This window comes from Bartonella sp. TS82HLJMH (genome assembly GCF_042193495.1).
In the GTDB taxonomy this organism is placed as follows: Bacteria; Pseudomonadota; Alphaproteobacteria; order Rhizobiales; family Rhizobiaceae; genus Bartonella; species Bartonella grahamii.
In genome coordinates this window covers 1-26787 of record NZ_JBHILU010000017.1, presented here as the reverse complement: position 1 = coordinate 26787, position 26787 = coordinate 1, and the positions used below count along the sequence as shown (strand labels likewise).

The 26787-nt window shown below is 36.9% G+C and carries 22 protein-coding genes, 2 tRNA genes and 1 pseudogene; 15 read left to right on the top strand and 10 right to left on the bottom strand.

All coding sequences use genetic code 11. The features are described 5' to 3' along the window. Window positions 1-287: 287 nt before the first annotated feature. The 5 genes from ACFIKO_RS07755 to ACFIKO_RS07735 all read right to left on the bottom strand — a co-directional run bounded on the left by ACFIKO_RS07755 (window position 288) and on the right by ACFIKO_RS07735 (window position 3482). A tRNA-Arg gene (locus tag ACFIKO_RS07755) sits at window positions 288-364 on the bottom strand. 39 nt (window positions 365-403) lie between these two features. Beyond that, complete coding sequence (locus ACFIKO_RS07750) at window positions 404-709, bottom strand: ETC complex I subunit (RefSeq protein WP_375620327.1); 306 nt, start codon at window positions 707-709, stop codon at window positions 404-406. A gap of 89 nt (window positions 710-798) precedes the next feature. Then, window positions 799-875, bottom strand: a tRNA-Pro gene (locus ACFIKO_RS07745). Window positions 876-1584: 709 nt separating this feature from the next. Further along, window positions 1585-2274: a DnaA regulatory inactivator HdaA gene (gene hdaA / locus ACFIKO_RS07740; RefSeq protein ID WP_375673675.1), complete on the bottom strand. Its 690-nt coding sequence runs from the start codon at window positions 2272-2274 to the stop codon at window positions 1585-1587. Continuing rightward, on the bottom strand, window positions 2271-3482 hold the full coding sequence (locus ACFIKO_RS07735) for an AI-2E family transporter (RefSeq protein WP_375620326.1): 1212 nt from the start codon (window positions 3480-3482) through the stop codon (window positions 2271-2273). Before ACFIKO_RS07735 ends, hdaA begins: the two co-directional genes overlap by 4 nt. A gap of 158 nt (window positions 3483-3640) precedes the next feature. Between ACFIKO_RS07735 and purM the strand changes: the two genes are divergently transcribed. Then, on the top strand, window positions 3641-4732 hold the full coding sequence (purM, locus tag ACFIKO_RS07730; protein WP_375620325.1) for a phosphoribosylformylglycinamidine cyclo-ligase: 1092 nt from the start codon (window positions 3641-3643) through the stop codon (window positions 4730-4732). Then, the gene (gene purN / locus ACFIKO_RS07725; RefSeq protein WP_375673673.1) at window positions 4729-5340 is read left to right on the top strand and encodes a phosphoribosylglycinamide formyltransferase; all 612 of its coding nucleotides are present in this window, start codon (window positions 4729-4731) and stop codon (window positions 5338-5340) included. The genes purM and purN overlap by 4 nt, the downstream gene beginning before the upstream one ends. Before the next feature lie 283 nt (window positions 5341-5623). On the opposite strand, the gene ACFIKO_RS07720 is transcribed toward purN, so the two are convergent. Beyond that, complete coding sequence (locus ACFIKO_RS07720; RefSeq protein ID WP_375673671.1) at window positions 5624-8158, bottom strand: response regulator; 2535 nt, start codon at window positions 8156-8158, stop codon at window positions 5624-5626. A gap of 212 nt (window positions 8159-8370) precedes the next feature. Between ACFIKO_RS07720 and ACFIKO_RS07715 the strand changes: the two genes are divergently transcribed. Further along, window positions 8371-8847: a hypothetical protein gene (locus tag ACFIKO_RS07715; RefSeq protein ID WP_375620322.1), complete on the top strand. Its 477-nt coding sequence runs from the start codon at window positions 8371-8373 to the stop codon at window positions 8845-8847. A 50-nt stretch (window positions 8848-8897) separates the two neighbouring features. Here the strand turns inward: ACFIKO_RS07715 and dksA are convergent, their stop codons facing one another. Beyond that, entirely contained in the window at window positions 8898-9314 is a 417-nt protein-coding gene (gene dksA / locus ACFIKO_RS07710; RefSeq protein ID WP_375620321.1) for an RNA polymerase-binding protein DksA, read from the bottom strand. Window positions 9315-9627: 313 nt separating this feature from the next. Then, window positions 9628-10161 (bottom strand): flavin reductase, encoded by a 534-nt coding sequence (locus ACFIKO_RS07705; protein ID WP_375620320.1) that lies wholly within the window; start codon window positions 10159-10161, stop codon window positions 9628-9630. 146 nt (window positions 10162-10307) lie between these two features. Between ACFIKO_RS07705 and rpe the strand changes: the two genes are divergently transcribed. The 10 genes from rpe (at window position 10308) to ACFIKO_RS07655 (ending at window position 19409) form a co-directional block, all read left to right on the top strand. Continuing rightward, window positions 10308-10994: a ribulose-phosphate 3-epimerase gene (gene rpe / locus ACFIKO_RS07700; protein ID WP_375620319.1), complete on the top strand. Its 687-nt coding sequence runs from the start codon at window positions 10308-10310 to the stop codon at window positions 10992-10994. After that, window positions 10994-12301 carry an adenylosuccinate lyase gene (gene purB / locus ACFIKO_RS07695; protein WP_375673668.1) on the top strand — a complete coding sequence of 436 codons (1308 nt, stop codon included), beginning with the start codon at window positions 10994-10996 and terminating at the stop codon, window positions 12299-12301. The genes rpe and purB overlap by 1 nt, the downstream gene beginning before the upstream one ends. Window positions 12302-12364: 63 nt before the next feature. Then, a complete protein-coding gene (locus ACFIKO_RS07690) occupies window positions 12365-12913 on the top strand; it encodes an RBBP9/YdeN family alpha/beta hydrolase (protein ID WP_375620317.1) in 549 nt (182 codons plus the stop codon). A gap of 172 nt (window positions 12914-13085) precedes the next feature. Then, the gene (gene purC, locus ACFIKO_RS07685; RefSeq protein ID WP_375620332.1) at window positions 13086-13850 is read left to right on the top strand and encodes a phosphoribosylaminoimidazolesuccinocarboxamide synthase; all 765 of its coding nucleotides are present in this window, start codon (window positions 13086-13088) and stop codon (window positions 13848-13850) included. Between the two features lie 79 nt (window positions 13851-13929). Next, on the top strand, window positions 13930-14169 hold the full coding sequence (purS, locus tag ACFIKO_RS07680; protein ID WP_375620316.1) for a phosphoribosylformylglycinamidine synthase subunit PurS: 240 nt from the start codon (window positions 13930-13932) through the stop codon (window positions 14167-14169). Between the two features lie 11 nt (window positions 14170-14180). After that, on the top strand, window positions 14181-14852 hold the full coding sequence (purQ, locus tag ACFIKO_RS07675; protein WP_375620315.1) for a phosphoribosylformylglycinamidine synthase subunit PurQ: 672 nt from the start codon (window positions 14181-14183) through the stop codon (window positions 14850-14852). Window positions 14853-15146: 294 nt separating this feature from the next. Next, window positions 15147-17357 carry a phosphoribosylformylglycinamidine synthase subunit PurL gene (gene purL / locus ACFIKO_RS07670; protein WP_375620314.1) on the top strand — a complete coding sequence of 737 codons (2211 nt, stop codon included), beginning with the start codon at window positions 15147-15149 and terminating at the stop codon, window positions 17355-17357. Between the two features lie 59 nt (window positions 17358-17416). After that, window positions 17417-17650: a BolA/IbaG family iron-sulfur metabolism protein gene (locus tag ACFIKO_RS07665; RefSeq protein WP_375673677.1), complete on the top strand. Its 234-nt coding sequence runs from the start codon at window positions 17417-17419 to the stop codon at window positions 17648-17650. Between the two features lie 98 nt (window positions 17651-17748). After that, entirely contained in the window at window positions 17749-18081 is a 333-nt protein-coding gene (gene grxD, locus ACFIKO_RS07660) for a Grx4 family monothiol glutaredoxin (protein WP_015856495.1), read from the top strand. Between the two features lie 71 nt (window positions 18082-18152). Beyond that, window positions 18153-19409 carry a multidrug effflux MFS transporter gene (locus ACFIKO_RS07655; protein WP_375620313.1) on the top strand — a complete coding sequence of 419 codons (1257 nt, stop codon included), beginning with the start codon at window positions 18153-18155 and terminating at the stop codon, window positions 19407-19409. Between the two features lie 339 nt (window positions 19410-19748). On the opposite strand, the gene parC is transcribed toward ACFIKO_RS07655, so the two are convergent. After that, on the bottom strand, window positions 19749-21998 hold the full coding sequence (gene parC, locus ACFIKO_RS07650; protein ID WP_375673665.1) for a DNA topoisomerase IV subunit A: 2250 nt from the start codon (window positions 21996-21998) through the stop codon (window positions 19749-19751). A 771-nt stretch (window positions 21999-22769) separates the two neighbouring features. Next, entirely contained in the window at window positions 22770-24563 is a 1794-nt protein-coding gene (aspS, locus tag ACFIKO_RS07645; protein ID WP_273788192.1) for an aspartate--tRNA ligase, read from the bottom strand. Between the two features lie 132 nt (window positions 24564-24695). Between aspS and rnd the strand changes: the two genes are divergently transcribed. Then, on the top strand, window positions 24696-25850 hold the full coding sequence (rnd, locus tag ACFIKO_RS07640) for a ribonuclease D (RefSeq protein ID WP_375673663.1): 1155 nt from the start codon (window positions 24696-24698) through the stop codon (window positions 25848-25850). Window positions 25851-26423: 573 nt separating this feature from the next. Beyond that, window positions 26424-26787, top strand: a pseudogene (locus tag ACFIKO_RS07635) (integrase arm-type DNA-binding domain-containing protein); the annotation flags it as partial.

The following is a 26787-nucleotide window of genomic DNA, read 5'->3' as shown; positions in this document are numbered from 1 at the left end:
TACACAAAAACCAAATATCCGACTCTAAACATACTCTGAGACGCGCGAAATTCTTTAGAAAATGAATTCTTAATTTTGCACGTCTTGTGAATACGATAGATAATATCTTTGCGCATTTAAAATAGTGGTTCTCAAAGAATTCAAAAAATTATTAAAGAACGTTGGAGTAAACAGATGAGCTTTGTAAAAGTATGTTGGAAAATCCTATTCCCGAACTTTTGTTAATGTTCCCGAACTTTAAAAAAGATTACAAAGAATAAATACGTTATACATGGGTGAAAACTGGATGGTGATCCCGACAGGATTCGAACCTGTGACCCACGGCTTAGAAGGCCGTTGCTCTATCCAGCTGAGCTACGGGACCCAACTGATTATTTTCTCAATTCAAAATAGCATCTTTAATTCAATGTGTCCAAGAGTGCTGCCGATCACTGCGAAAATTATCAGAATAAGAAATAGCACGTCGAATCGACGTAGGTTTCTTTTCTACACGGTAAGAGATAGCATTCTTACGCGCAAAAGCAATCGCTTCTTCCTTCCTATTAAATCTGATCCTTACCTGATTATTCATATCAGACGTTGCCGTGTACCCCATAAGAGGTTCAAGCATTTTTGCTTTCACCGGCTCATACTCTAGAATCCAAAAACCTGTATTCCCCTTACCTGACTGCATAGCTGTCTTAGCAGGACTATAAATACGTGCGATCATGCCTTTTTCCTTCAGATTACACAACGCTTGAATGATAGTTTTCCACCACACGTACCCAATTGGGTCATTCTCACACTCTTAATCAAATATGGTCGGAGCGATAGGATTCGAACCTACGACCCCCTGATCCCAAATCAGGTGCGCTACCAGGCTGCGCTACGCTCCGCCATTTACATTTACTTGATGCACATTTCCTAAAATTTTCACAACAGAAGTGCAAGAGAAAAACACACTTTTTTTTAATTTTGTTGCATTTCTTTACAAAAAAGCACGTTTTAAAAATTTTTTCCCTACTCAATAACATATTTATTGACAAATAATAGAAAACAACCTCCGTAAAAAATCCCAATCTATATTAAAAAAACAATGAATTTCTCTGTAAGGATTTCATAATTTTCATCCTGCTTTAAGCAAACTCTCACTGTATCAAAACGCATTCTACAGATACAATTTTAGAAAAAAACGACTTAAATATCATAGAAAAACTTTCCAAAAGAGAACACAAGCCAAAAAATCAGCTGTATTAAGCTTTTTCCCCTCTTTTTCTATCTTGCAAAGAACTCTTTTATTAAAAATTCCAGAATCTTCTACAATCCAAATCCATAAACAACAAACATTTTTTCAAAGCACGAAAGTCCCATTATAAATAAAATAAAGCGCTTTTTTTAGAAAAATTTTCAAATGCAAAGATGGAAAAAAGTCAACATCATACAATAAAATCTCAAAGCTATTTAAGATAAACACATGACTAAAGTAAAAAATACTATTTTCACTCTTAACAGATATCAAAAAAGAAGAAAATTTAAATGACTTGTCTTGCTACATATTGAAACGATAATAGAAAGACAGAATAAGTAAGCCATGATAGGGAGTATTTACGGATTTCTTCTATTCAAAACTTCAGCAATAACAGCACGTGTTATTTTTCTTTTTCTTTGTAATGCCAACTGATCAACAGAATCAATAACACGCTTCAATGAAAATACAGAACGTTCACAACGACTTACAAGATAATAAACCGTGTCTGGATGTACAATAAGTTGCCTATCGGAAAAAAGCTTAAATGCAACAGCTGTTAATAATGCATCATCAGGCTGATTAATTTCAACGAACATCACCGAATTAAGACGACTTTTTAGATCATTTAACTTTAAATTCCAAGCGGAAGGAAGTGTCCGTGCCGTCATCAATAAAGTAGCTTGTCGTGCATCAAGATTTGCTTGCTTAATACTGTTAATTAAATGAAAAAGTTCTGTCTCATTAATTTCACCTGCATCAATATCCTCTATTAAAAATGATCTGCCTAAAGAAGCCATAGTAACAGCCTGATCAATTTCATTGTGCTGAATCCTGAAAGCATCTGCTTTTTGGAGCCATATATTAGAAAAGTGTGTTTTTCCAGATCCTTCTTTTCCAACCAAAACTGCAATAGGTAAGCTCCAATTGGGCCAATGATCAATAAGCTGAAAAGCCATACGATTGCTTTCCGTTACCACTAAATCCTCAAATTGAAAAATTGGATCATAAGGAAAATTTAAAGATAATTGCGTTTCACGCCCATTCATTTTAGCGGCTCCGAACTTCCCCTTCGCGAATACATCTGAGAACTAAGATAAGTATGGAGAGCAAAACGAACTAAAACGCCAACAGCCGCTGCCGCAGGAACAGCAACAAGCATACCGGTAAAACCAAAGAGTGAAGAAAAAGCAAAAAGTGAAAACATCAACCATACGGGATGTAATCCCACTGATGAACCTACAAGCTTGGGTTGAAGAATATAACCTTCAATAAATTGACCAATAAAAAAAAGTGCCATCACAACGATGATTCCCCCCCAATTATTGGGATAAAACTGGACCCATGCAATACCAACAGAAAGGACCAAACCACTCATTGTGCCGATATAAGGAACAAAGCTAATAAGACCAATAAACATACCAATCAAAAGACCAAAATTGAGTCCTGCAATCGTTAGACCAATAGCATAATAGCCTCCCAATATAAGACAAACTGTTCCTTGTCCACGAACAAAGCCTGCAATAGCTCTATCCATTTCATGAAAAATACTCCGAACGGTTTCAAGATGATCACGCGGTATTAACGAATCGATTGCTGTTACCATACGTGGCCAATCTAGTAACATATAAAATGCCACCACAGGTGCCACAACAAATAAGCTAGCGATATTAACGATAGATTTTCCTGACTTTAAAAGTGAATTCAAAAGAGACGTAATAAAATCAGAACCTTCTCCCAAAAATCCTTTAATATTATTCCGTAATTCATTTGGATCACTTCCAAAATAGCGCCTTATCCAATCAAAATCATGCTCAACAAAAAAGGTTTGAATACGATTAATATAAACAGGTAAACCATCACTCATAAATTGCTGTATTTGCCAACTAATAACAGGAATCAAAATAACTAAAGCAGCAACAAAGGTAATAACAATAAATAAGGTAATGAGGACAGTCCCAAACACACGGCGAATACCAAATCTTTCAAGTAATTGAACAATAGGATTGAGAAAATAAGCCAGAACAATCCCTGCCACAAAAGGAAGCAAAATCGATCCAAAAACAAACATAAAAAAAATGAAAAAAATCAGCGTACCAAGCCAGAAAAAGATTTGCCTTTTCATATTATTCGGCAACGGTAATTGAGTATACGCTGGCACATAAGTCTTATAACGATCCCGAGATGTATTCTCACTCACTTTCTTTCTCATAAGTTGCCAAGAAGACTGACCATGATTATCTGATATCTTGCTCATAAAATATCCTAAAAAATTCTTCACAAAAAATTATAAACATCTTCAAAATAAGGTACAAGCAAAGTTGCTTATTTTCTTATCAATATCTCTTGCAGAGAGAACTCTATCATGGCATTGCATAATATCAAAACCCGATTTTCCATTAAAGGAAGGCTCCAATGAGCAATCAAGATCTTACAAATAATAAATCCAAAGTTGGTCTTACCTACGCAAAAGCCGGTGTAAACATCGATATGGGTAATGCCATGGTAGAAAAAATTAAACCCTTTATACGCGCGACAAAACGAGCCGGAGCAGATGCAGAAATTGGCGGTTTTGGTGGACTTTTTGATTTAAAAGCAGCTGGCTTTACGGATCCTATCCTAGTAGCAGCCAATGATGGTGTGGGAACAAAATTAAAAATTGCCATTGAAATAGGTCACCATAACACTGTAGGTATTGATCTTGTAGCTATGTGTGTCAATGATTTACTCGTACAAGGGGCTGAGCCTCTCTTTTTCCTGGATTATTTTGCAACTGGAAAGCTTGACCCTGAACAAGGTGCTGCGATTGTTTCTGGTATTGCAGAAGGGTGTAAACAAGCCGGTGCTGCTCTTATTGGAGGAGAAACGGCAGAAATGCCAGGAATGTATGCAGAGGGAGATTATGATCTAGCCGGTTTTGCTGTAGGAGCATGCGAACGCAGCAAGCTACTCCCTTCAAAAGATTTAACAGAAGGTGATATTATATTAGGTCTAAGCGCCTCTGGAATTCATTCCAATGGCTTTTCGCTTGTTCGACGAATCATCCAGCAACATGATCTCAAATGGAATGACCCTGCCCCTTTTGCCCCCGAAAACAGCCTTGGTATAGCACTTCTTACACCAACACGCATTTATGTAAAATCGCTTCTTCCCATCATGCAAAAATACGAAGGGATTAAAGCTCTTGCTCATATTACAGGTGGAGGCTTTCCTGAAAATATTCCACGTGTTGTTCCATCTTCTCTCTGCGCTGAAATTAATCTTTCTACCATTAATGTTCCAGCAGTATTTTCATGGATTGCCAAACAAGGTAAAATAGAAGAAACAGAAATGTTAAGAACATTCAATTGTGGTATTGGCATGATCATTATCGTAGCACAGCATGCAGCTGAAACAATTACGCAAGCTCTTGAAAGAAAAGGAGAGAATGTAACTCCACTTGGCATTTTAACAAAACGCCAAGATCAAAATAAAGGAATACTTTATAAAGGGGTACTGCATTTATGAAAAAACAAATCGTCGTTTTCATTTCTGGTAATGGATCCAATATGGTCGCCCTTGCTCAAGCTAGTCAGCAAAAGGAATATCCTGCTGAAATCGTCGCAGTTATTTGCGATAATCCGCATGCAAATGGTATTGAAAAGGCGCAAAACCATAACTTACCTATTCATATTGTTGATCGCAAAATTTACAAAACAAAAGAAGAGCATGAAGAAAGTATTTTTACGATTTTAGATCAATATAAACCGGATTTTCTCTGCTTTGCAGGGTATATGCGCCTTATCTCACCACGTTTTGTAAAACTTTACGAAGAACGAATTTTAAACATTCATCCTTCTCTTTTGCCTTCATTTAAAGGCTTAAACACACATGAAAAAGCTTTACAAGCAGGCGTAAAAATCACGGGTTGCACTGTTCACCTTGTTACAGAAGACATGGATGCAGGAAAAATCCTTGCCCAAGCAGCTGTTCCAGTCTATCCCCATGATACTGCTGAGAGCTTAGCACAAAGAGTTCTTAAAGCAGAGCATAAACTCTACCCCGAAGCCTTAAAAGCATTTATTGAAGGGAAGAGCAAAATGGTAGATATGCAGCAACAGCTTTTATCTTTTTGAGTGTATCAACAATCTATTAATCAGCATTTTTCAATGTCTTATACATAATTTGTGCTCAGTGTCTATAATTGAAAATCTCTATTAAATGTTGACGTAATAGAGTCTATCTCTTCATAAATTTTTGCGCAGAATGTGTGATTTTTTTGAATTTTAGTTAAATTTTCAAATTCTTCTTTTTTATTCAGTTCTATGACATTATCACAAGCTCTATTTATCAAAATACTCTCATATTTCGCCTAAAAAATCTTAAATACGCAATTTTTCTATTGCATAAATTTTTGCCTCATGATGAAAGTGTTTCTTTAACTGTTAGAGCTAACTGTTTGAGTGTAAAAGGTTTAGATAAAAAACCAAAAACAGCATCTTGTGGAAGATTTTTAGCAAAAGCATCTTTTGCATATCCAGAAACGAAAAGAAATTTGATATCAGGATAGTTTTTACGTACTTCCTTCAATAAAGTGGGCCCATCCATTTCTGGCATCACCACGTCGGAAACAATAATATCAACAGCTCCTTTTTGATCCTCAAGAATAGAGAGTGCTTCCACCCCACTCGCTGCCTCTAAAACCGTATATCCTCTCATTTGAAGAGCTCTTACCCCCCCCATTCTGACCGCATCTTCATCTTCAACCAATAAAACAGTCGCAGATCCTGTTAAGTCTATATTTTTATCTTTCTCTTCATCTTTTGCAATCTTTTGAGAAATTTCTCCTTTTATATTGGGGATATAACGGGGAAGAAAAATATGAAATGTTGCTCCTTCACCTTCTTTACTTTCACAATAAATGTACCCACCACTCTGCTTGATAATTCCATAAACCATTGATAAACCAAGTCCTGTTCCTTTTCCAACTTCTTTTGTTGTAAAAAATGGCTCAAACATTTTTTCTTGTATAGCAGCAGATATACCAGCCCCTGTATCTGAAATAGTCAATTGCACATACTCACCAATTACTAAACCAAGATGAATAAATTCAGCACTTTGTTGCTTTGTAATATTGTTTGTCGCAATCGTAACAATACCTCCATCTAACATGGCATCACGCGCATTAATAACCAAATTCATAATAACACGCTGAAAAGATGCTTGATCAACTTCAACGCTCCACAAATCTCTTCCATGGATAATTTTTAACTGAATATTATTTCCCAAAAGGGGTACAATAAGATTGCGAATATCTGATAAAAATTCGGTAAAATCAACTTCTTCAGGTCGAAGTGTTTGCTTTCTAGAAAAAGCTAATAATTGCTGTACAAGAGCAGCTGCACGGTTAGCATTATTTTTAATATTGATCAGATCAGCATGAGCCGGATCAGAACTACGATGCGTATTTAAAAGAAGATCACACGACATTAAAATTGCCGTTAAAACATTATTAAAATCATGAGCAATGCCGCCAGCCAATTGTCCAACAGCTTGCATCTTCTGACTTTGTATCATTTTATCTTCAAGCGTTTTTTGTTCAGTTGTTTCAATCACAGAGATAATAAGCAAATCTTGCAATGCATTACCATGATAGGGCGGTACAGACATAATATGGAGCCGTAAATGGCATTCTTCATTTTTTTCTAAAACAGTTTCTAGAGAAACAAAATAATTTTTATTTGTCGCAATTCTCTGAAAAGAACGCTCTAACTGCACACAATCACGACGAGAAACAACATCATAAAAATTGACAGCTTTATCCATACATCCCGTAAGTGATGAAAAAGCTTTATTCATATGAACCAATTTCCCTTCATGATCCACCACGGCTATTGCAAAAGGACTCGCATCAAAATATTCTCCTAATATATTAGGTAATTTTAATTGGTCGTCCTCTTCTTTTTGTATTTGTTGTGGAATGATCACAATACGATAAATGGCTTCCTCTTCTAAGAGAGAAGAAACAGAGATAAGACAATGGAATATTTTCTCACAAGTCGTCTGTGAATTTAAACATAACGAAAACCTATAAGGTAAAGAGTAACCTGAACTTTGATATCTATTGGTTTGCAAACAGATATCACTCCATGAGCTCTTAGCGCCAACGCTATCAAATAACGAATCAAAATTATATTGACCAACTGAGAAATTCGCTAAATCAATTGAAAACCATTCGGCAAAAACCACATTAGCATAAAGAATAGTTCCTTGTGTATTAACTGATACAAAACCAATAGGAGCTTGATCCAAGTGATTAATAGCCTCTTGAAGGTTCGAGAAAAAAACTTCTCGCGTTTGTTGTAAATGCGAAATATCAGTAATACGCCAAAATAAAAGCTTTTTTTTCTGTTTTGTGATAGGTTGAACGGAAATATTATACCAAACAGATTTTTTTGGTGTAGCATCGGTAAAAATTGGTTGTTCTACTCTTAATTCCTCTTGTGCTGCAAGATTATTACAGGCTGCAACCTTTAAGCGATACGAAAGTGCACCAGCTCCTGGAAGATCAGCAATAACCATATAACAAGACACTTCAGGCTTATAGGTCAGAATTTTTCGATAGTTTTGATTAGAATAATAAACAAAACCAGAAAGATCAGAGATTACAATTGCATCATCGCTCTTATTAAAGATGCTAAAATCAAAATCTTCATGCAACCACACATGGTATCTTAAAATTCCCATTCCACACAAAATGAGTGTTGCAACGCCGATAATTGCTAGAATCAAAAAAGATATCAATATAGCCTTTTGCAAATAGCTTTGTGGATAAAAAAAACCTAAAATACCCACAATAAAAAGAGAAAGTAATATAAAAACAACACTAAAAATCACAAATCTTCGATGAACAGAAGACGCTGATCTTTTATTATTATCAAAACCTTTATCCATCTCTCATTGCCTTAGATTTAGCTGTTTCTGATATCACAAAACTTCCTTTATATTCATTGTTATAAAGTATATACTATGATATTATCTTTCCAAGAAAGCTCACTTAATGTTAAAAAGTTTATTTCTTGTATTTAAGTGAACTTTTTAAGGGTGTGTTTATAAATTTATCTCGATAAAAAACGATATTTTCACACAAAAATGGGAGAAAATCTATGTATATCTGGTTATCAGAGCAAATAGGTGTATCTGCTGCGAAAATAATGATAAGCTTTTTGTTTTTTATAATAACAATCGTTGCTATTACCATAATTATCTTGTTTTTACGTCGTTTAAGTACGAGAAGATTCAGCATTAATAGAAAAAAAAGTCTATCACGATTAGCATTATGTGAAGTAATTTCTATAGATCGAGCACGCCGCCTTGTTTTAGTCCGTTGCGATCATAAAGAACATTTGCTTCTTATTGGCGGATTAACAGATGTGGTTGTAGAATCGGATATTACCGGTACATCCAAAATACAAAAGAGAGAAACACTAACACATCCAAATTCCGCCCCTACAGAAAGAAACGATATACCGGATAAAAGTCCCTCTCCTTTTACGAATCAAGCGGTAAAAGATTCGGCAATCACCGCCGAAATTGAGGGACGGCAAGAACCATCTTTATTCATTCCTACCCCTCAAAAATAAAAATATACAATTTTATCACCACGAGTTTCGTGTTTATCATTTCAATGACCTTAATCCTCGCGATAAACTCTTTCACGTCGTTCGTGACGTTCTTGCGCTTCTAATGATAAAACGGCTATAGGCCGAGCCTCAAGACGCTTTATACTAATGGGTTCGCCGGTTTCTTCACAAAAGCCATATGTCCCATTATCAATGCGCTCTAAAGCAGCATCTATTTTTGAAATAAGTTTCCTCTGACGATCACGCGCACGTAATTCTATTGTACGATCAGTTTCACAAGAAGCCCTATCAGTCAAATCTGGTTGACCAACATTCTCTTCCTGCAAATTTTCCAAAGTCTCACGAGCTTCTTTTAATATATCATTCTTCCAAGAAACCAATTTAGCACGAAAATACGCCTTTTGCCGCTCATTCATAAAAGGCTCATCTTCACTAGGGCGATATTGACCATCAATCTCTTCGCTCATGCAATAAAAAACCTCCACATATGCTATGTGCGGTCTATATATTGTGCAATACCCATCAACACAAGAGTAAAATGTTTTTTCATAACAATCTACAAATATGTCTAAACGCACTGTTTAGATTTGATCGCTTTTCTATGTAGGTTGGATTCTTGATCAAATCTCATCCAGAACATTTTTCTTGCTTACTAAGAAACTTCAAAAAAAAGGAAATCTAATATCAGATATTAGAGCTATCCCTCCCCTACTTTCTCATTGTTTAAAATCTAAATGAAGCAACAATAAATCATTTCAGCAATGCAAAAAAATAAAATCTTTATAAAGGCAAAGTGTGATATTCACGTTTCAAATACATCAAAGCATCTTTTTCTTTATTACAGTTGATTGCAACAACCTCACCAATCAAAACACAATGGGTTGCGTGCTCGTGCCAACAAATCAAACGACAATCAAACGACGCTAGAGCGTCTGAAAGACTAGGCGCCCCCGTTTGCAAAACTCCCCATTGAGCAACATCAAAACGCTCATTTTGTGTAAGAGTGCAACACCTCGAAAAAACATCCGCTAATGGACGATGTTTTCCTGCCAAGCTATTAACACAAAAATTTCCATTCTCCATAAACACCTGATTCTTTAAATTATGGCGCATGAGACAGACAAGAAGGGTTGGAGGATTATCAGATAAAGAACAACACGCCGAAACAGTCACCCCGCGTCTTCCCTTAATGCCATTTGTTGTCACAATATGCACAGCTCCTGCAAAAAGACTCATGGCATCTCGATATTCTTGGGAAGAAACCGCAATATTATGTTGAAGTTCAGGCATCAAATATGTTTTATGATTCGACATATCTTTCACTTATAAAGCTTTAAAATTTCAAGCGATCTTTCCATAACAAAGACCTATAATACATATTTTTTCTTTTCCGTCATAACACAAAAGATATTTGTGTATACACAGCGATATGATAAAAACAGCCAATCAAGGAGATTTTAATGCCCCATTCTCATCTCATTTCGCCTTCACTCTTGGCTTCTGATTTTTCTAAACTTGGACAAGAAATGTTAGATGTTGTTGATGCTGGTGCAGATTGGCTTCATCTTGATATCATGGATGGGCACTTTGTTCCTAACATCACCTTTGGTCCTGAAATCGTCAAGGCTCTGCGCCCATTAACCAAAGCAACATTTGATGTGCACCTGATGATCGCACCGGTAGACCCTTATTTGGAAGCTTTTGCAAAAGCGGGTTCAGATATTATAACCATTCATGCTGAAGCAAGTCCACATCTTCATCGTTCATTACAGACAATAAAAAAAATGGGAAAAAAAGCAGGAATTGCACTCAATCCAAGCACCCCTGAACATGTACTTGAATATTTACTTGATCACTTAAATCTCATTCTCATCATGACGGTTAATCCCGGTTTTGGTGGACAAAGTTTTATTCCAGAAATAAAAGATAAAATTAAGCGTGTTAAAAGCATGATTGCAAACCGCCCTATTGATCTTGAAGTTGATGGTGGTATCACCGTTGATACAATTGGGATAGCTGCAAAAGCTGGTGCAAATGTATTTGTCGCAGGCTCTGCAATTTATAAAAACGGAAATAAAGAGCTTTACAAAACACGTATTAATGCATTGCGCCAAGCCGCAATCCTCTCACAAGAAGGAAAAAAATAATGATCGCACGTTATTCCCGCCCTGCAATGGTAACAATTTGGTCTCCCGAAACAAAATATCGTATTTGGTTTGAAATTGAGGCCCATGCCTGTGATGCCCTTGCTCATTTAGGGATTATTCCGAAAGAAGCCGCCAAAGTCATTTGGGAAAAAGGGGCAGCAGCTAAATTTGATATCAATCGCATTGATGAAATTGAAGCAATTACCAAACATGATGTTATCGCATTTCTGACCCACCTAGCTGAATTCATTGGACCAGAGGCACGTTTTATCCACCAAGGTATGACATCATCTGATGTTCTAGATACAACGCTAAACATTCAATTGATGCGTGCTAGTGATATTTTGCTAGAGGATATAGATCAACTTCTTGAAGCATTAAAAAGACGTGCTTTTGAGCATAAAGAGACAATCACCATTGGGCGGAGTCATGGCATTCATGCTGAACCGACAACATTTGGAATCAAGTTTGCTCTCGCATACGCCGAATTTTCCCGTTGTCGCAAACGTCTTCTTGCAGCACAAGAAGAAATTTCTACTTGCGCAATTTCAGGAGCTGTAGGAACTTTTGCAAATATTGATCCACGCGTTGAAGAACATGTAGCAAAAGCCTTGAGGATGCGTGCTGAACCGGTTTCCACCCAAGTAATACCAAGAGATCGTCATGCCATGTTTTTTGCAACACTTGGTGTTATTGCTTCCTCTATTGAAAGGCTAGCGATAGAAATACGCCATTTACAACGAACAGAAGTTCTTGAAGCAGAGGAACATTTTTCGCCTGGGCAAAAAGGTTCATCGGCAATGCCTCATAAACGTAATCCAGTTTTAACAGAAAATTTAACTGGACTAGCCCGCATGGTACGTGCATTTGCGCTCCCAGCCATGGAAAATGTTGCACTTTGGCATGAACGTGATATTTCCCATTCATCTGTTGAGCGTTATATTGCTCCAGATGCGACTATTACTCTTGATTTTGCTCTTTCTCGCCTCACATCGGTTATTGAAAATCTCATTGTCTATCCAGAGAATATGCAAAAAAATCTCAATAAATTCCGCGGTCTTGTTCACTCACAACGGGTGCTTTTAGCACTCACACAAGCAGGAATCAGTCGTGAAGATTCTTATCGGATTGTACAACGAAATGCGATGAAAGTTTGGGAACAAGGAAAAGATTTTTTAGAAGAACTCCTCAACGACAAAGATGTTACCAAAGCTTTAAGTGAAGAAGAACTTCGTGAAAAATTTGATCTTTCTTACCACACCAAACATATCAATACGATTTTTAAACGTGTTTTTGAAGAACAATAAAGCGACATAGAAAACCCAAATCTATTCCACCTATGATCAAAAATCTGTTGTAACAAAAAAATTATGAAAGCAAATCAACTCGATATTCTTATTATTCCTGGCTACAAAGGATCTGGTCCAGATCATTGGCAAACACGCTGGGAAAAAAAATTGTCGACAGCCCGCCGCATTGAACAACTCCATTGGTCAAAGCCTGTTTGTGAAGAATGGGTTAACAAAGTTAAAACCGCCATCGCAAAAGCTCAAAGGCCTGTTATGCTTATTGCCCATTCATTAGGAGTTCCCAGCGCTATTCATGCAACTGTACAAAATACAGAAAAAATTTGTGGCGCTTTCTTTGTTGCACCTCCAGATGTCGCCAATGAGAAAATACGTCCCAAACATTTAATGACATTTGGCCCCTATCATCGTCAAAAGCTGCCTTTTCCTTCTATTGTCATAGCCAGTCGCAACGATGAGTTTTGTCAATTTTCCGTAGCAGAAAAAATTGCCAATGATTGGGGGGCACTCTTTGTTGATGCTGGGTATTCTGGCCATATTAACGCAGAATCCGGACACGGACCCTGGCCTGAAGGGCTTATGGTCCTCTCTCACTTTCTTGCAAAAATTTGATCAAAAAGAGATAATCTTCTTTCTCATCACTATGTATCTTCACCTTTGAGTAGGCGTGTAATGACAAAAATTATAAAAGTATCATAGCAATATCATTGAGAAATTCTATCAATTAGGATAGTATCATTTACCAATGTTATTAAAAACCTCTCAAGATAAATAGAGAATCATGATGAATCGTCGCCACCGTATTTATGAAGGCAAGGCTAAAATTTTATATGAAGGACCTGAACCAGGAACTTATATTCAATTTTTTAAAGATGATGCAACTGCCTTTAATGCAAAAAAACATGAAATTATCGACGGAAAAGGGGTTTTGAACAACCGAATTTCGGAACATATTTTTAGTCATCTTGGACGTTTGGGCATCCCAACACATTTTATCAAACGTATAAACATGCGTGAACAGCTTATTAAAGCAGTGGAAATGATTCCGTTGGAAGTTGTTGTTCGCAATGTTGCTGCCGGCTCTCTTGCTAAGCGTTTAGGACTGGAAGAAGGAACCCCACTTCCGCAATCTATCATTGAGTTCTACTATAAAAATGATTCTCTCGATGATCCTATGGTAACAGAAGAACATATTACAGCTTTTGGGTGGGCTGTCCCACAAGAGATAGAAGATATCATGCAACTTTCAATTCGTGTTAATGATTTTCTTTCTGGGCTTTTTGCTGGTATTAACATCCAATTAATTGATTTTAAAATGGAATTTGGTCGCCTGTGGGAAGATGAAACAATGCGCATTGTTCTTGCTGATGAAATCTCACCTGATTCTGCACGACTATGGGATATGCACACACAAGAAAAAATGGATAAAGACCGTTTTCGTCGTGATATGGGTGGGCTTATTAATGCCTATCAAGAAGTTGCCAAACGTCTTGGTATTATGAATGAAAACGAACCAACACGACCAAGTGGTCCCGTTCTCGTAAAGTAAAAACAGGGCAAAAAAGCATCACCTTATATAAATATCCCTCTTCAAAGGAGAGGTTCTTTTAACAAGCAGGAAGCAAAAAATGAAAGCACGCGTTACAGTTACTTTAAGAGAAAGCGTTCTTGATCCACAAGGAGAAGCAATTGTCGGTGCTTTAAAAAGTTTGGCTTTCGAAGGCATTCAATCCATTCGTCAAGGAAAGGTTTTTGATATTGTTCTTGATGATCTACCTTCTGAAACCGCAAAGAAAAAACTTGAACAAATGTGTGAAGAGTTACTCGCAAATACTGTCATTGAAAATTATACAATCGAACTTTTTTAAGTGGAACGCTCATGAAAACTGCCATCATTCAACTTCCTGGATTAAATCGTGATCGAGATATGGTTGCAGCGTTACATCATATAACGGGAGTTGAGCCACTAAAAATTTGGCAAACAGAAACAACAATTCCAGATGTAGATGTTATTATTATTCCTGGTGGTTTTTCCTATGGCGACTACTTAAGATGTGGTGCTATTGGAGCGCGAACTCCCATCTTAAAAGCCATTCGTGAAAAAGCACAAGAAGGTACGACAATAATAGGTATCTGTAATGGATTTCAAATTTTGTTGGAAGCAGGATTATTACCCGGTACTTTAATGCGTAACGCTTCTTTAAAATTTGTTTGTCGTGAAATCAAACTTGAAGTCGTCAACGCCAAGACAAAATTTTCTCGATATTATTCTAAAGGACAAATTATTCGTTGTCCTGTTGCCCATCATGACGGAAATTATTTTGTTGACAGTGAAACATTGAAACAAATGGAAGACAATGAACAAATTGTTTTTCGCTATGCAGAAAATACAAACCCGAACGGCTCAATAAAAGATATTGCTGGTATTGTTAATAAAGCTGGTAATATTCTTGGTATGATGCCCCATCCTGAAAACTTTATTGAATCCGCCCACGGAGGTACTGACGGTCGTTTACTTTTCCAAAGTGCTTTAGAGTTAGTAAATGGATAATGCTGCAAAAATACTCGCGCTCCATAATTTAAAAAAAACAAGGATTTATACCATTTCTCGCATCGTAAATCTATAAACAAAGCTCTTCACAAACAACAATGGATATTATTTTCTAAACACATAATTATTTAAGACCATTTTTAGTCTTAAATCCCACCAAACAAACGGACAAAATCTTCAGCTTACTGTCTATAAATATTTTTATTATTAACAACATTATTGTTTATAATACTAAGCTGCTAGGTTAAAAAAATAAAAATACTAAGTTTCGATTAATTTGACGGATAAATGCTCATGAAGCCTTGCAATAACATCACTATTACACCAGAACTCATTGCACAACACGGGCTAAAAGAAGATGAATATCAACGTATCCTGACGTTAATCGGTAGAGAACCAACATTTACTGAACTAGGAATTTTTTCTGCAATGTGGAACGAACACTGTTCCTATAAATCATCTAAAAAATGGCTAAAAACTCTTCCGACAGAAGGAAAATGTGTTATCCAAGGACCTGGTGAAAATGCTGGTGTTGTCGATATTGGCGAAGGGCAATGTGTTGTTTTCAAAATGGAAAGCCATAACCACCCTTCTTATATTGAACCTTATCAAGGTGCAGCGACAGGTGTTGGTGGTATTTTACGTGATGTCTTTACAATGGGAGCCCGTCCTGTTGCTGCTATGAATGCATTGCGATTTGGTGCTCCTGATCACCCACGAACACGCCATCTTGTTTCTGGTGTTGTTTCTGGAATAGGTGGTTACAGCAATTCTTTTGGTGTTCCAACGGTTGGTGGAGAAGTAAATTTTGATGAGCGTTATAATGGCAATATCCTTGTTAACGCTTTTGTCGCCGGTATTGCAAAGACAAATGCTCTTTTTTATTCTAAAGCGCAAGGTATTGGACTCCCTGTTGTTTATCTGGGTGCAAAAACAGGACGTGATGGTGTCGGTGGAGCAACAATGGCTTCTGCTGAATTTGATTCTTCAATCAGTGAAAAACGCCCAACTGTTCAAGTAGGTGATCCTTTTACAGAGAAATGTCTCCTTGAAGCATGTTTAGAGCTCATGGAACTTGGAGCCGTAGTTGCTATTCAAGATATGGGGGCAGCAGGACTCACCTCTTCTGCCGTTGAAATGGGAGCAAAAGGAAATCTGGGGATACAGCTTAATCTTGATACAGTTCCTGTTCGAGAAGAAAACATGACAGCCTATGAAATGATGCTTTCTGAAAGTCAAGAGCGTATGCTCATGGTCCTTAAACCAGAACTAGAAAAGCAAGCAGAAGCAATTTTTCATAAGTGGGGGCTACATTTTTCTATCATTGGAAAAACAACCGATGATTTACGTTTTCGTGTATTTCATCAAGGGGAAGAAGTTGTCAATCTTCCCATCAAAGAGCTTGGTGATGAAGCGCCTGTTTATGATCGTCCTTGGAGTGAACCGGCAAAAAAAACACCCTTGAAAGCAGAAGACGTCAAAAAAGTTGAAAATCTTGGTGATGCGCTTCTGTCCTTATTGAATTCTGCTGATCAAAGTTCTCGGCGATGGGTTTATGAACAATATGATACCCTTATCCAAGGAAATAGCCTTGTTTGTCCAGGAGGTGATGCAGGCGTTATCCGTGTAGGAAACAACAGCAAACGTGCTCTTGCTTTTTCTTCTGATGTAACACCTCGCTATTGTGAAGCAGACCCTTATGAAGGAGGAAAACAAGCTGTCGCAGAATGCTGGCGAAACATTAGTACGACAGGTGCAACACCACTGGCTGCTACAGATAATCTCAATTTTGGTAACCCTGAAAAACCTGAAATTATGGGACAGCTGGTTTTTGCTATTAAAGGTATAGGAGAAGCTTGTAGAATCCTCGATTTTCCTATCGTTTCAGGCAATGTTTCTCTTTACAACGAAACAAATGGGGAAGCCATTCTTCCAACCCCCACAATTGCTGGTGTAGGTCTTCTTAATGATTGGTCTAAAATGGTGACAATAAGTGGTATGCAAAATGGAGATATTCTTGTTTTAGTAGGAAATTGCGGCTCCCATTTAGGACAATCAATCTATGCACGTAACATTTTAAATATTGATGCAGGTGCCCCCCCCCCTGTAGATTTACAACTTGAAAAAAAGCATGGTCAATTTGTTCGAGATGTCATTAATAGCGGTTTTATTCATGCTGCTCATGACATTTCTGACGGAGGATTAGCGCTAGCACTTGCTGAAATGGTGATTAAAGCAGGTAAAGGAATCAAAGTAAAATTAAGCAATAAATCACCCCATCATGCAGAACTTTTTGGAGAAGACCAAGGACGTTATCTTTTAGCCGTCAAACCTCACTCTCTTAATAATCTTAAAGAGCGTGCACAAATCAATACAGTTTCTTTAACAGAGCTAGGTCAAGTTGAGGGAACTTCTCTTAATATAGATGGGATATTAACACTTTCAGTAGACAACCTCACAAAAGCCTATGAAAACTGGTTTCCACAATTTATGGGTGAAGAGTAAAAATTGTTTTTCTCTTAAACAGCCTTTATAAAAAAAATGAACAACATAGGAGAATAATGATGGCAATGAGTGCCCATGCAATTGAAACGCTTATTCGTGAAGGCATTCCTGATGCTACTGTAACAATTCGTGATCTTGCTGGAGATGGAGAACATTATGCTGCAGAAGTTATTTCTGAAAGTTTTCGTGGTAAAACCCATGTTCAACAACATAAAATGGTCTATGATGCCCTTAAAGGCACTATGGGAAATGACCTTCACGCCTTAATGTTGCAAACAAATGTCCCAAAATAATCTAAAATTTCTTCTTGCATTCACACATTTAATACGATTAAAAACAGTATGAATATAAATTACACACTGATAAAAATCTGAAATATCGAGGGATAAAAATGACCACTGTTCATGATTTTATTGACAACGAGATTAAAACAAACGACGTCATTTTATTCATGAAAGGAACACCTGACGCTCCGCAATGCGGGTTTTCAGGACAAGTTGTTCAAATCCTTGACTATTTAGGATTGAATTATAAAGGAATTAACATCTTAACTTCTAACGAATTGCGTCAAGGAATTAAAGATTACTCAAATTGGCCAACAATTCCACAGCTGTATATCAAGGGTGAATTTGTCGGAGGCTGTGATATTGTTAAAGAGATGTTTCAAAACAATGAGTTACAGGAACTTTTAAAAGAAAAAAATATTCCCTGTAATCAATCATAGGTATCTTTCATTTTATTCAGACTCTTAAAAAGAGCTGTTTTCAGACGAAATTTCTATTTCAAGGATGCCATATGTCATATTCAGTCGATGAACAAACGCATAGTGATGCGATTAGAAAAAAAATTGGCTATAAAGAATTTGTTATTCTTATTGCTTCGCTCATGGCTATTAACGCTATAGCTGTTGATATTATGCTGCCAGCTATGCCCAATATTTTAGATGGCTTAAATGTTCTCAATGAAAATGATCAACATTATATCATTTCGAGTTATCTTATTAGCTATGGTATTGCTCAAATATTTTTCGGTCCAATAAGCGATAGGTATGGACGACGTAAACTTATTCTTATTGGTCTTGCTTTTTATTCATTTACGGCGATTGGCTGTGCCTTTGTAACTGATTTTTCTCTCTTACTTATTTTGCGTATCTTACAAGGTATTGGAGGAGCTGCTATGCGGGTTCTTACAGTTTCCGTCGTACGTGATCTTTACAGTGGTCGAAAAATGGCAGAAGTTATGTCTATTGTTATGATGGTTTTTCTTGTTGCACCAATGGTTGGTCCCGCAACAGGACAGATCATTTTACTGCTTGGACATTGGCAATATATTTTTATTTTCATGGCAATGGTTGGTTTCGGGTTGATGATTTGGATTCAATTCCGCTTGCCGGAAACTCTTTATGCGCAACGCTCTCTTTCCTTTTCTTCAGTCAAACATAATTTATGGATTGTAATAACCAATCGCACAACACTTTGCTATACACTAGCAACTTCGATTATTTTAGGCTGTATCTTTACTGCCGTTAATACATCACAACAAACGTATGAAGGGATCTATAATCTAGGACTTTGGTTCCCTATTGCCTTTGCAGTTGGTGCTGCATTTCAGGCTTTCTCATCATTCATGAACTCTCAACTCGTTGGACGCCTTGGAATGCGGCGTATTGCTCATACTATGCTTTTGCTCTTTTGTATCACTTCATGTGTATGGTTTATTGGCTCTATCTTAACAGATGGTATTCTTCCTTTTGCTTTTTACATGCTGTTATTCTGTATACTGATGTTTGCCTGCGGTGGCATTATGGCCAATTTCAATACACTTGCTCTCGAATCTGTGGGTGAAATTGCTGGAACAGCTTCTTCTGTATCCGGCTTTCTTCAAACATCTATCGGTGCAGGACTTAGCTTTTTTATTGCCCAACAATTTGATGAAACAACCATCCCAAACTCAGCAGGATTTTTCTTTTTGAGTCTCGCTGCCATACTTCTCGTCTTATGGGCTGAACGTGGTCATCTTTTTAGGCAATATCATAGCAATCCTAACGAATAAATATTACTACGAAAGATTAATAACATCTCTCTTGAATAATAAGAAGATAAACCTATCAAACAAAATAAAACATCTCCAAATAGAACACTCTTGTGTTAAACATTCACATTGTTTGTTTAAAGATACAGCTCTCGAAATATCAAATCATTTCACGACAGCACCCATAAATGCTGTAATGTAAAAAAACAGTTTTGATTGATTTAACCTGAACAAGATCGAAATAGAAAAAACTCACGCTTTAGTTTTCTTTCAATATAAAAAAATAATAAATTATCTTTATAAATTAATATCTTACACAATCATAAAACCATAGGGAATTTTCCCATTTATAAAATACATTTAATTAATAAATTTTCCTGATTTTGGAAATCCTTTTGGAACCAAACGCCCGACTCCCGAACGCGTTCCCATCCATTCAAAGAGATCGTCCGCCTGACGGTTAAAGATTCGTTCAGCTGTATCTTGCCAACTTAAGCCTTCTGATAAATTAAAAGTCTTGGCATCAACAACACCACCTTCTTTATAACGCTGTAAACGAACACCTTTACCACGATTCATTTCTGGTATTTGTTCAATAGAAAAAATAAGCATTTTACGGTTTTCACCGACTACAGCAACATGATCACCATTTACCGGAACACAAAGCTTTACCTTATCAGGAGCTTTCACATTCATCACTTGCTTTCCTTTTCGTGTATTGGCGATCACTTCTGCAGAAGAAACAATAAAACCATTACCGTGAGATGAAACCAAGAGCAATTTTTCCTCGGCGTGATGCACAAAAGCTGTGAGAACATCATGCTCATCATCCATATCAACTAAAAGACGAATAGGTTCACCATGTCCCCGCCCTCCAGGTAAACTATTTGCACTAATAGCAAAAAACTTTCCACCCGTACTGATCAGCATAATCTTGTCGGTCGTAAATGCTGGAAATGCTAATTTTAAACTGTCTCCTTCTTTAAAAGAAAGCGCTTTATAATCGTTCAAATGTCCCTTCAAAGCGCGCATCCACCCCTTTTCAGAAATAACAATAGTAATCGGTTCTTTTTCGATCATTGCTTGTTGAATATCATCAAGATCATGTCTTGGTGCCTCTTCAAACGTCGTACGTCTTTTTCCTAAGAGTGTTTCAGGACCAAAAGTGTTTCGAACTTTTTTGATTTCTTCTGAAATTATTTTCCACTGTTTTATAGGAGAAGCTAACAAATTCTGTAGCTTTTCTTTTTCAGCTTTCAAACTTTCAAATTCTTTACGAATTTCAAATTCCTCAAGCTTACGTAAAGAACGCAAGCGCATATTAAGAATAGCTTCAGCTTGATTTTCTGTTAATTCAAAACGACTAATGAGCTGCTTTTTAGGTTCATCCTCTTCACGAATAATCTGAATAACCTCATCGAGATTTAAATAGGCAATAAGATATCCATGAAGAATTTCTAATCGACAATCAATTTGATCAAGCCGATAATGAGAGCGACGAATAAGGACTTCTTGACGATGTTCGAGCCATTGCTGTAAACTCTCACGCAAAGAGAGAACATTGGGTATTTTTCCCAAAGACAAAACATTCAGATTAAGGGGAAATCTTACTTCAAAATCAGTCAATTTAAAAAGAGACTCCATAAGAAGCTCCGGATCAACCGTACGATTTTTAGGAACCAGCACAATTCTGATATCTTCTGCTGATTCATCTTGGATATCCTCAAGCATTGGCAATCGCCGTGCAAGCAATAACTCTGCTGTTTTTTCAATAAGACGTGACTTTTGAATCTGATAGGGAATTTCAGTCACAACAATCACATAAGAACCACGGCTACCCGATTCCTGATGCCAACGTGAACGCAAACGAAAGAATCCACGCCCAACACGATAAGATTCCTCAATACTTTTTTTAGGCTCAACTAAAATTCCCCCTGTCGGGAAATCAGGACCAAGAACGAATTGATTTAATTCCTCATCATTTACATCGGAATGCGCAATCAAATGGAGCGCTGCATCACAAAGCTCAGCAACATTATGGGGTGGAATAGATGTTGCCATACCAACAGCAATACCAGAAGAACCATTTGCTAAAAGATTAGGGAAAGCTCCTGGTAAAACAACAGGCTCTTCATCTTCTTCATTATAGGTTAAACGAAAATCAATAGCATTCTCATTAATTCCTTCAAGTAACAATGCAGCCACTTCAGTCATACGTGCTTCCGTATAACGCATGGCAGCAGCATTATCACCATCAATATTACCAAAATTGCCTTGCCCATCAACCAACGGATAACGAACAGCAAAACTTTGAGCCAAGCGCACCAAAGCATCATAAATAGACGCATCCCCATGAGGATGAAATTTTCCCATGACATCACCGACAATCCGCGCGCATTTCGCATAAGACTGTCCAGGATTTAGTTTGAGAAGACGCATCGCATGAACAATCCGCCGGTGGACAGGCTTCAATCCATCACGTACATCAGGCAATGCACGATGTGTAATCGTAGAAAGTGCATAAGCCAAATAACGTTCCTGTAAAGCAGAACGTAATTCTATTGGTTCAATATGTTCTTTATCAAAAGGTAAATTCATTTTATCAAACATAGTATTAAAATAACAATTCCCACAATAATAAGAAATTATTTTATAGGATTTATTTAATTAAATCTTCTATGAGTCGACTTTTTTATTAAAAGTCAATTACATAAAAACAAACGCTGCGATTAGAACATGAACAGAAAATTATATCAATTTGAAAAATTTATACATGTCCTTCCCCCCTTGTCCTAAGTAATTTATTGAAAGCTTTGTCAAATCTGATAATAATTTAACTGCTCACAAAGAGTTGTTTCATTCTTTTTGGAATGACAAAAGCACCTTTCAAACATCATCTTTTATTATAAAGATAAATTGTACAACAACCCCATTCAGTTTTTCCATGAAAAACTAAAAAAATATTCAAAGCTTATAAAATTTAAACTTTTCAGAGTAAGTCCATAGAATAGAAAACCGCATTATTCTCATAAAAACGAAGAGACACAATTCTCTGCTACAACATTGTAAAAACTTCAATAAAAAATAAATAATATGTTGTCGTATAAAGATAATTCATTTTTTTCAACTAAAATGAGACTTCCAAATATTATAGAATTCTCTCATTTCTAATTTATTCATGATAAAACAATCACAATCATTTCCTCACCTATCACAAAGGGAAGAGCCACTATAAAAACAAGGAATAAAGCCTCGTAAAGAATCAACACAATGGCGTTTTTGTCTATCTAAATTTCACAAACAGCACACACACATGATGCTCTTGAGAGGCATCAAAACTTCACTCTGCATAAGAAAGATGAAAACAATCCATAATCAACTTTATGAGCTATTTTTGTGAGTAGGAGCCATACGGATTCCTAAATCACGTAATTGTGTAGGAGACACATCAGACGGAGCACTCATCAAAAGATCAAGTGCCTGTTGATTCATAGGAAATAAAGCAACTTCACGCAAATTTTTAACACCTTGCAACAGCATAATGATGCGGTCAATTCCCGCAGCCATACCACCGTGTGGCGGAGCCCCATAATGGAATGCACGATAAAGACCACCGAAACGATCTTTCACAACTTCCTTAGAAAGTCCTACAAGCTCAAAAACTTTAAGCATCATTTCTGGCAAGTGATTACGAATTCCACCTGATGCAATTTCATAACCATTGCAAACAAGATCATATTGAAAAGCTTTAAGAGTAAGAGGATCTTGGGTCTCAAGAGCATTTTCTCCCCCTTGAGGCATGGAAAAAGGATTATGTGCAAAATCAATCTTTTTCTCATCTTCATTCCATTCAAAAAATGGAAAATCAACAATCCAAGCCAAAGAGAAACTCTCTCTATCGAGAAGATCTAATTCTTCCCCTACCCGTGTACGGGCTGCTCCAGCAAAAGATGCGAATTTTTTTGGATCTCCAGCCACAAAAAAACAAGCATCACCACTTTCAAGTCCAAGCTGTATACGGAGCGCTTCAGCTCGCTGTTGACCAATATTTTTGGCGATAGGCCCTGCTCCTTCAAATTCTCCTTTTTCTTCACGCCAAAAAATATAACCGAGCCCTGGTTGCCCCTCGCCTTGTGCCCATACATTCATACGATCACAAAAAGCACGACTTCCACCCGTTTTAGCCGGAATAGCCCACACTCGTGCATTCTCATCATTTGCTAAAATTTGAGCAAAGACTTTGAAACCAGAATTATAAAAATGTTGAGAAACATCTTCCATAATGATCGGATTACGTAGATCAGGCTTATCAGAACCATATTTTTGCATTGCTTCATCATAGGAAATGCGAGGAAAGCTCTGTGTCACAGTTTTTCCATCTGCAAATTCTTCAAAAATAGAACGCATAATAGGTTCCATAGTTGCTAAAACATCTTCTTGCTCAACAAAACTCATTTCAACATCTAATTGATAAAATTCACCAGGAAGACGGTCGGCCCTTGGATCTTCATCTCTAAAACATGGAGCAATCTGAAAATAACGATCAAAACCTGACATCATCAACAACTGTTTATATTGCTGTGGTGCTTGCGGTAGCGCATAAAATTTTCCCTGATGAACACGACTTGGAACCAAAAAATCACGTGCTCCTTCCGGTGATGAAGCTGTCAAAAGTGGCGTCGTAAATTCCGTAAAACCATTATTTTGCATAGCCCGTCTCATAGCCGCAATAATTTCAGTCCGACGCATGATATTTTTGTGCATAGTCTCCCGACGCAAATCAAGAAAACGATATTTTAATCGAATATCTTCTGGATAATCAGGTTCACCAAAAACCGGTAAAGGAAGTTCATCAGATTTTGAAAGAATTTCTACCTCTTGTGCAACAATTTCAATCTCACCTGTTGGAAGCGTTGCATTAATAACCTCATCAGAACGTGCACATACCTCTCCATCCACACGAATAACCCATTCAGAACGCACTTTTTCAATAACTTTAAAAGCCGGCGAAGCAGGATCAGCAACAATTTGTGTAATTCCAAAATGATCACGTAAATCCACAAAAAGAATTCCTCCATGATCACGAACACGATGAACCCATCCCGAAAGACGGACTTGTGCTCCTACATCACATCTACGAAGAGCCGCACAATGATGACTGCGATAACGGTGCATGTTTTTTGCCTTTGATTATAATATTCACATGCGCTACAAACGCTTTTTAATAACCATTTGTCAAGATATGAGAATAAAAACTCAAAAATAAAGTCAATAAAGGACAAATTTAATTTATCGAATTATAATAAAATGATGAATCTTATTACACAAACAACAGATCTTGAAATTGCAATTAACGTTCTACGTACCTCTGATTTTGTAACAGTCGATACTGAGTTTATCCGCGAGACAACTTTTTGGCCTCAACTGTGTTTAATCCAGCTCGCATCACCAGATGTCACAGTTTTGATTGATCCCATAGCACCAGATATTGATTTACAACCTTTTTTTGACCTTATGATCGATAAAAAAGTTGTAAAAGTTTTTCATGCTGCGCGCCAAGATATTGAAACAATTTATCATCTTGGAGGTGTTATTCCTTCCCCTCTCTTTGATACGCAAATAGCAGGATCAATTTGTGGGTTTGGTGATTCTATCTCCTATGATCAAATTGTACAACGTTGCACGGGGCATCATCTTGATAAATCTTCCCGCTTTACAGACTGGAGTTGCCGACCTTTGTCTGAAAAACAACTGCTCTATGCACTTGCCGATGTAACCTATTTAAGAGATGTTTACCTGTTATTGAAAAAAAGGTTAGAAAAAAATCAACGTGCTCACTGGATGGATGATGAACTAACAATTCTTTTAAATCCTAAAACCTATGATATACCAGAAGATGAAGCATGGAAAAAAGTGAAAGGACAAATTAAAAAGCCTCGTGAACTTGCTGTATTACAAAAGATAGCAGCTTGGCGTGAACGTGAAGCACGAAGATACAATATGCCACGTCGTCATATCATAAAAGATGAATGTCTTATAGAAATAGCAACCCAACAACCAAAAGATGAATCTGCATTAAAACGATTGCGCAGTCTTAATAAGAATTGGGATAAACTCTCAATTGCTCAATCATTAATCAAAGCTGTCCACGAAGGCTTAGAAGTGGATCTTTCTACTTTACCCCCCATTCCTAAACATAATCCACTCAATGATACGACGGCCGCTGTTATCGATCTGCTCAAAGTGTTATTAAAAATTGTTGCAAGCGAAAACAGCATTGCCCCTAAAATTATTGCAACATCTAATGATTTAGAAAAAATTGCCAATGGAGGAATAAAGAAAAATATTCCCGCTATGAATGGCTGGCGCTATGAAATTTTTGGTAAAAAAGCCGAACAACTGCTAAAGGGGCAGATAGGGTTTTACTTTAACGATGGAAAAATAAGCACAAAACAGCTTTAATTTACATTTTCATTTAAAAAAAAACATTACGCTACTTATTATCTACATAAATTGGTATGCCCTATGGACCAACGCAAATAGGATAACTAAAGCCTACTTCTGACAAAGTTAAAAACTTAAATAGTAAACTCTTATTAAAAATGGCAGCTAAATCTTTATCAGGTCAATCAAATAGCAATCTTATTACAAAATCTAAAAACACAGACAGCTCCTCATTTAAAAGTTTTAAAAAGAAAAAGTTCTTATAATAAAAGCCCATTCGTTACAAAAATAGCAGCCTCGCAATAGGAACAAACAAAGATATAATGCCTCACGTCACCATATCGTATTAAAAACGACTGAGATTACAATCTAACAATCAAAAACGAGCCAGCATAACAACTAAAATACCTAACAAAATTAACATACTGATTTATAAATATAATTCGTTGTTTTTCATGTTGAATGAGAGTCCCGAATAACATAAGATTCTCTCATTTCAAACCTGTTTATCTTGAATCAATCAAAACCATTCTCTTGCACACCATAAGCGGGGCTGGCGTGTGGATCAAATTTGTATAAGAAAGGACTAAAATGGCTCTTATGAATCGCCTCAAGTGCCAAGGGCTGTCGCAACATTGGGAGCTGGCAAATATAATAATGGTGTCGGCTTGCTTCTTCATAAGCGTAAAGATGGAGGTGCTCAATGGATTTACCGTTATACCATTCATGGTCGGCGCCGCAAAATGGGCTTGGGTACATTGCGAAATGTTTCTTTAAAAAAAACTCGTGAATTGGCAACTGGGTGGCATTCTGTTCTTCGTGAAGGTCGTGACCCTATTAAAGAACGTGAAAAACAAAAGCGTGAGGCAATAAGTAAGCTCCATTATTTAAAAGATATCGCGTTGGATGCTTTTGAAAGTCGTAAAGCTGAATTAAAAAATGATGGTAAAGATGG

Bases quoted from the DNA above. Each gene is read 5' to 3' on its own strand.
- rnd (WP_375673663.1), top strand. From the start codon at position 24,696: ATGATGAATCTTATTACACAAACAACAGATCTTGAAATTGCAATTAAC.
- ACFIKO_RS07735 (WP_375620326.1), bottom strand. From the start codon at position 3,482: ATGAGCAAGATATCAGATAATCATGGTCAGTCTTCTTGGCAACTTATG.
- ACFIKO_RS07750 (WP_375620327.1), bottom strand. From the start codon at position 709: ATGATCGCACGTATTTATAGTCCTGCTAAGACAGCTATGCAGTCAGGT.
- purC (WP_375620332.1), top strand. From the start codon at position 13,086: ATGAATCGTCGCCACCGTATTTATGAAGGCAAGGCTAAAATTTTATAT.
- purN (WP_375673673.1), top strand. From the start codon at position 4,729: ATGAAAAAACAAATCGTCGTTTTCATTTCTGGTAATGGATCCAATATG.
- ACFIKO_RS07655 (WP_375620313.1), top strand. From the start codon at position 18,153: ATGTCATATTCAGTCGATGAACAAACGCATAGTGATGCGATTAGAAAA.
- ACFIKO_RS07720 (WP_375673671.1), bottom strand. From the start codon at position 8,158: ATGGATAAAGGTTTTGATAATAATAAAAGATCAGCGTCTTCTGTTCAT.
- purM (WP_375620325.1), top strand. From the start codon at position 3,641: ATGAGCAATCAAGATCTTACAAATAATAAATCCAAAGTTGGTCTTACC.
- grxD (WP_015856495.1), top strand. From the start codon at position 17,749: ATGACCACTGTTCATGATTTTATTGACAACGAGATTAAAACAAACGAC.
- parC (WP_375673665.1), bottom strand. From the start codon at position 21,998: ATGTTTGATAAAATGAATTTACCTTTTGATAAAGAACATATTGAACCA.
- purB (WP_375673668.1), top strand. From the start codon at position 10,994: ATGATCGCACGTTATTCCCGCCCTGCAATGGTAACAATTTGGTCTCCC.
- ACFIKO_RS07665 (WP_375673677.1), top strand. From the start codon at position 17,417: ATGGCAATGAGTGCCCATGCAATTGAAACGCTTATTCGTGAAGGCATT.
- ACFIKO_RS07690 (WP_375620317.1), top strand. From the start codon at position 12,365: ATGAAAGCAAATCAACTCGATATTCTTATTATTCCTGGCTACAAAGGA.
- ACFIKO_RS07715 (WP_375620322.1), top strand. From the start codon at position 8,371: ATGTATATCTGGTTATCAGAGCAAATAGGTGTATCTGCTGCGAAAATA.
- hdaA (WP_375673675.1), bottom strand. From the start codon at position 2,274: ATGAATGGGCGTGAAACGCAATTATCTTTAAATTTTCCTTATGATCCA.
- rpe (WP_375620319.1), top strand. From the start codon at position 10,308: ATGCCCCATTCTCATCTCATTTCGCCTTCACTCTTGGCTTCTGATTTT.
- purQ (WP_375620315.1), top strand. From the start codon at position 14,181: ATGAAAACTGCCATCATTCAACTTCCTGGATTAAATCGTGATCGAGAT.
- purL (WP_375620314.1), top strand. From the start codon at position 15,147: ATGAAGCCTTGCAATAACATCACTATTACACCAGAACTCATTGCACAA.
- purS (WP_375620316.1), top strand. From the start codon at position 13,930: ATGAAAGCACGCGTTACAGTTACTTTAAGAGAAAGCGTTCTTGATCCA.
- aspS (WP_273788192.1), bottom strand. From the start codon at position 24,563: ATGCACCGTTATCGCAGTCATCATTGTGCGGCTCTTCGTAGATGTGAT.
- dksA (WP_375620321.1), bottom strand. From the start codon at position 9,314: ATGAGCGAAGAGATTGATGGTCAATATCGCCCTAGTGAAGATGAGCCT.
- ACFIKO_RS07705 (WP_375620320.1), bottom strand. From the start codon at position 10,161: ATGTCGAATCATAAAACATATTTGATGCCTGAACTTCAACATAATATT.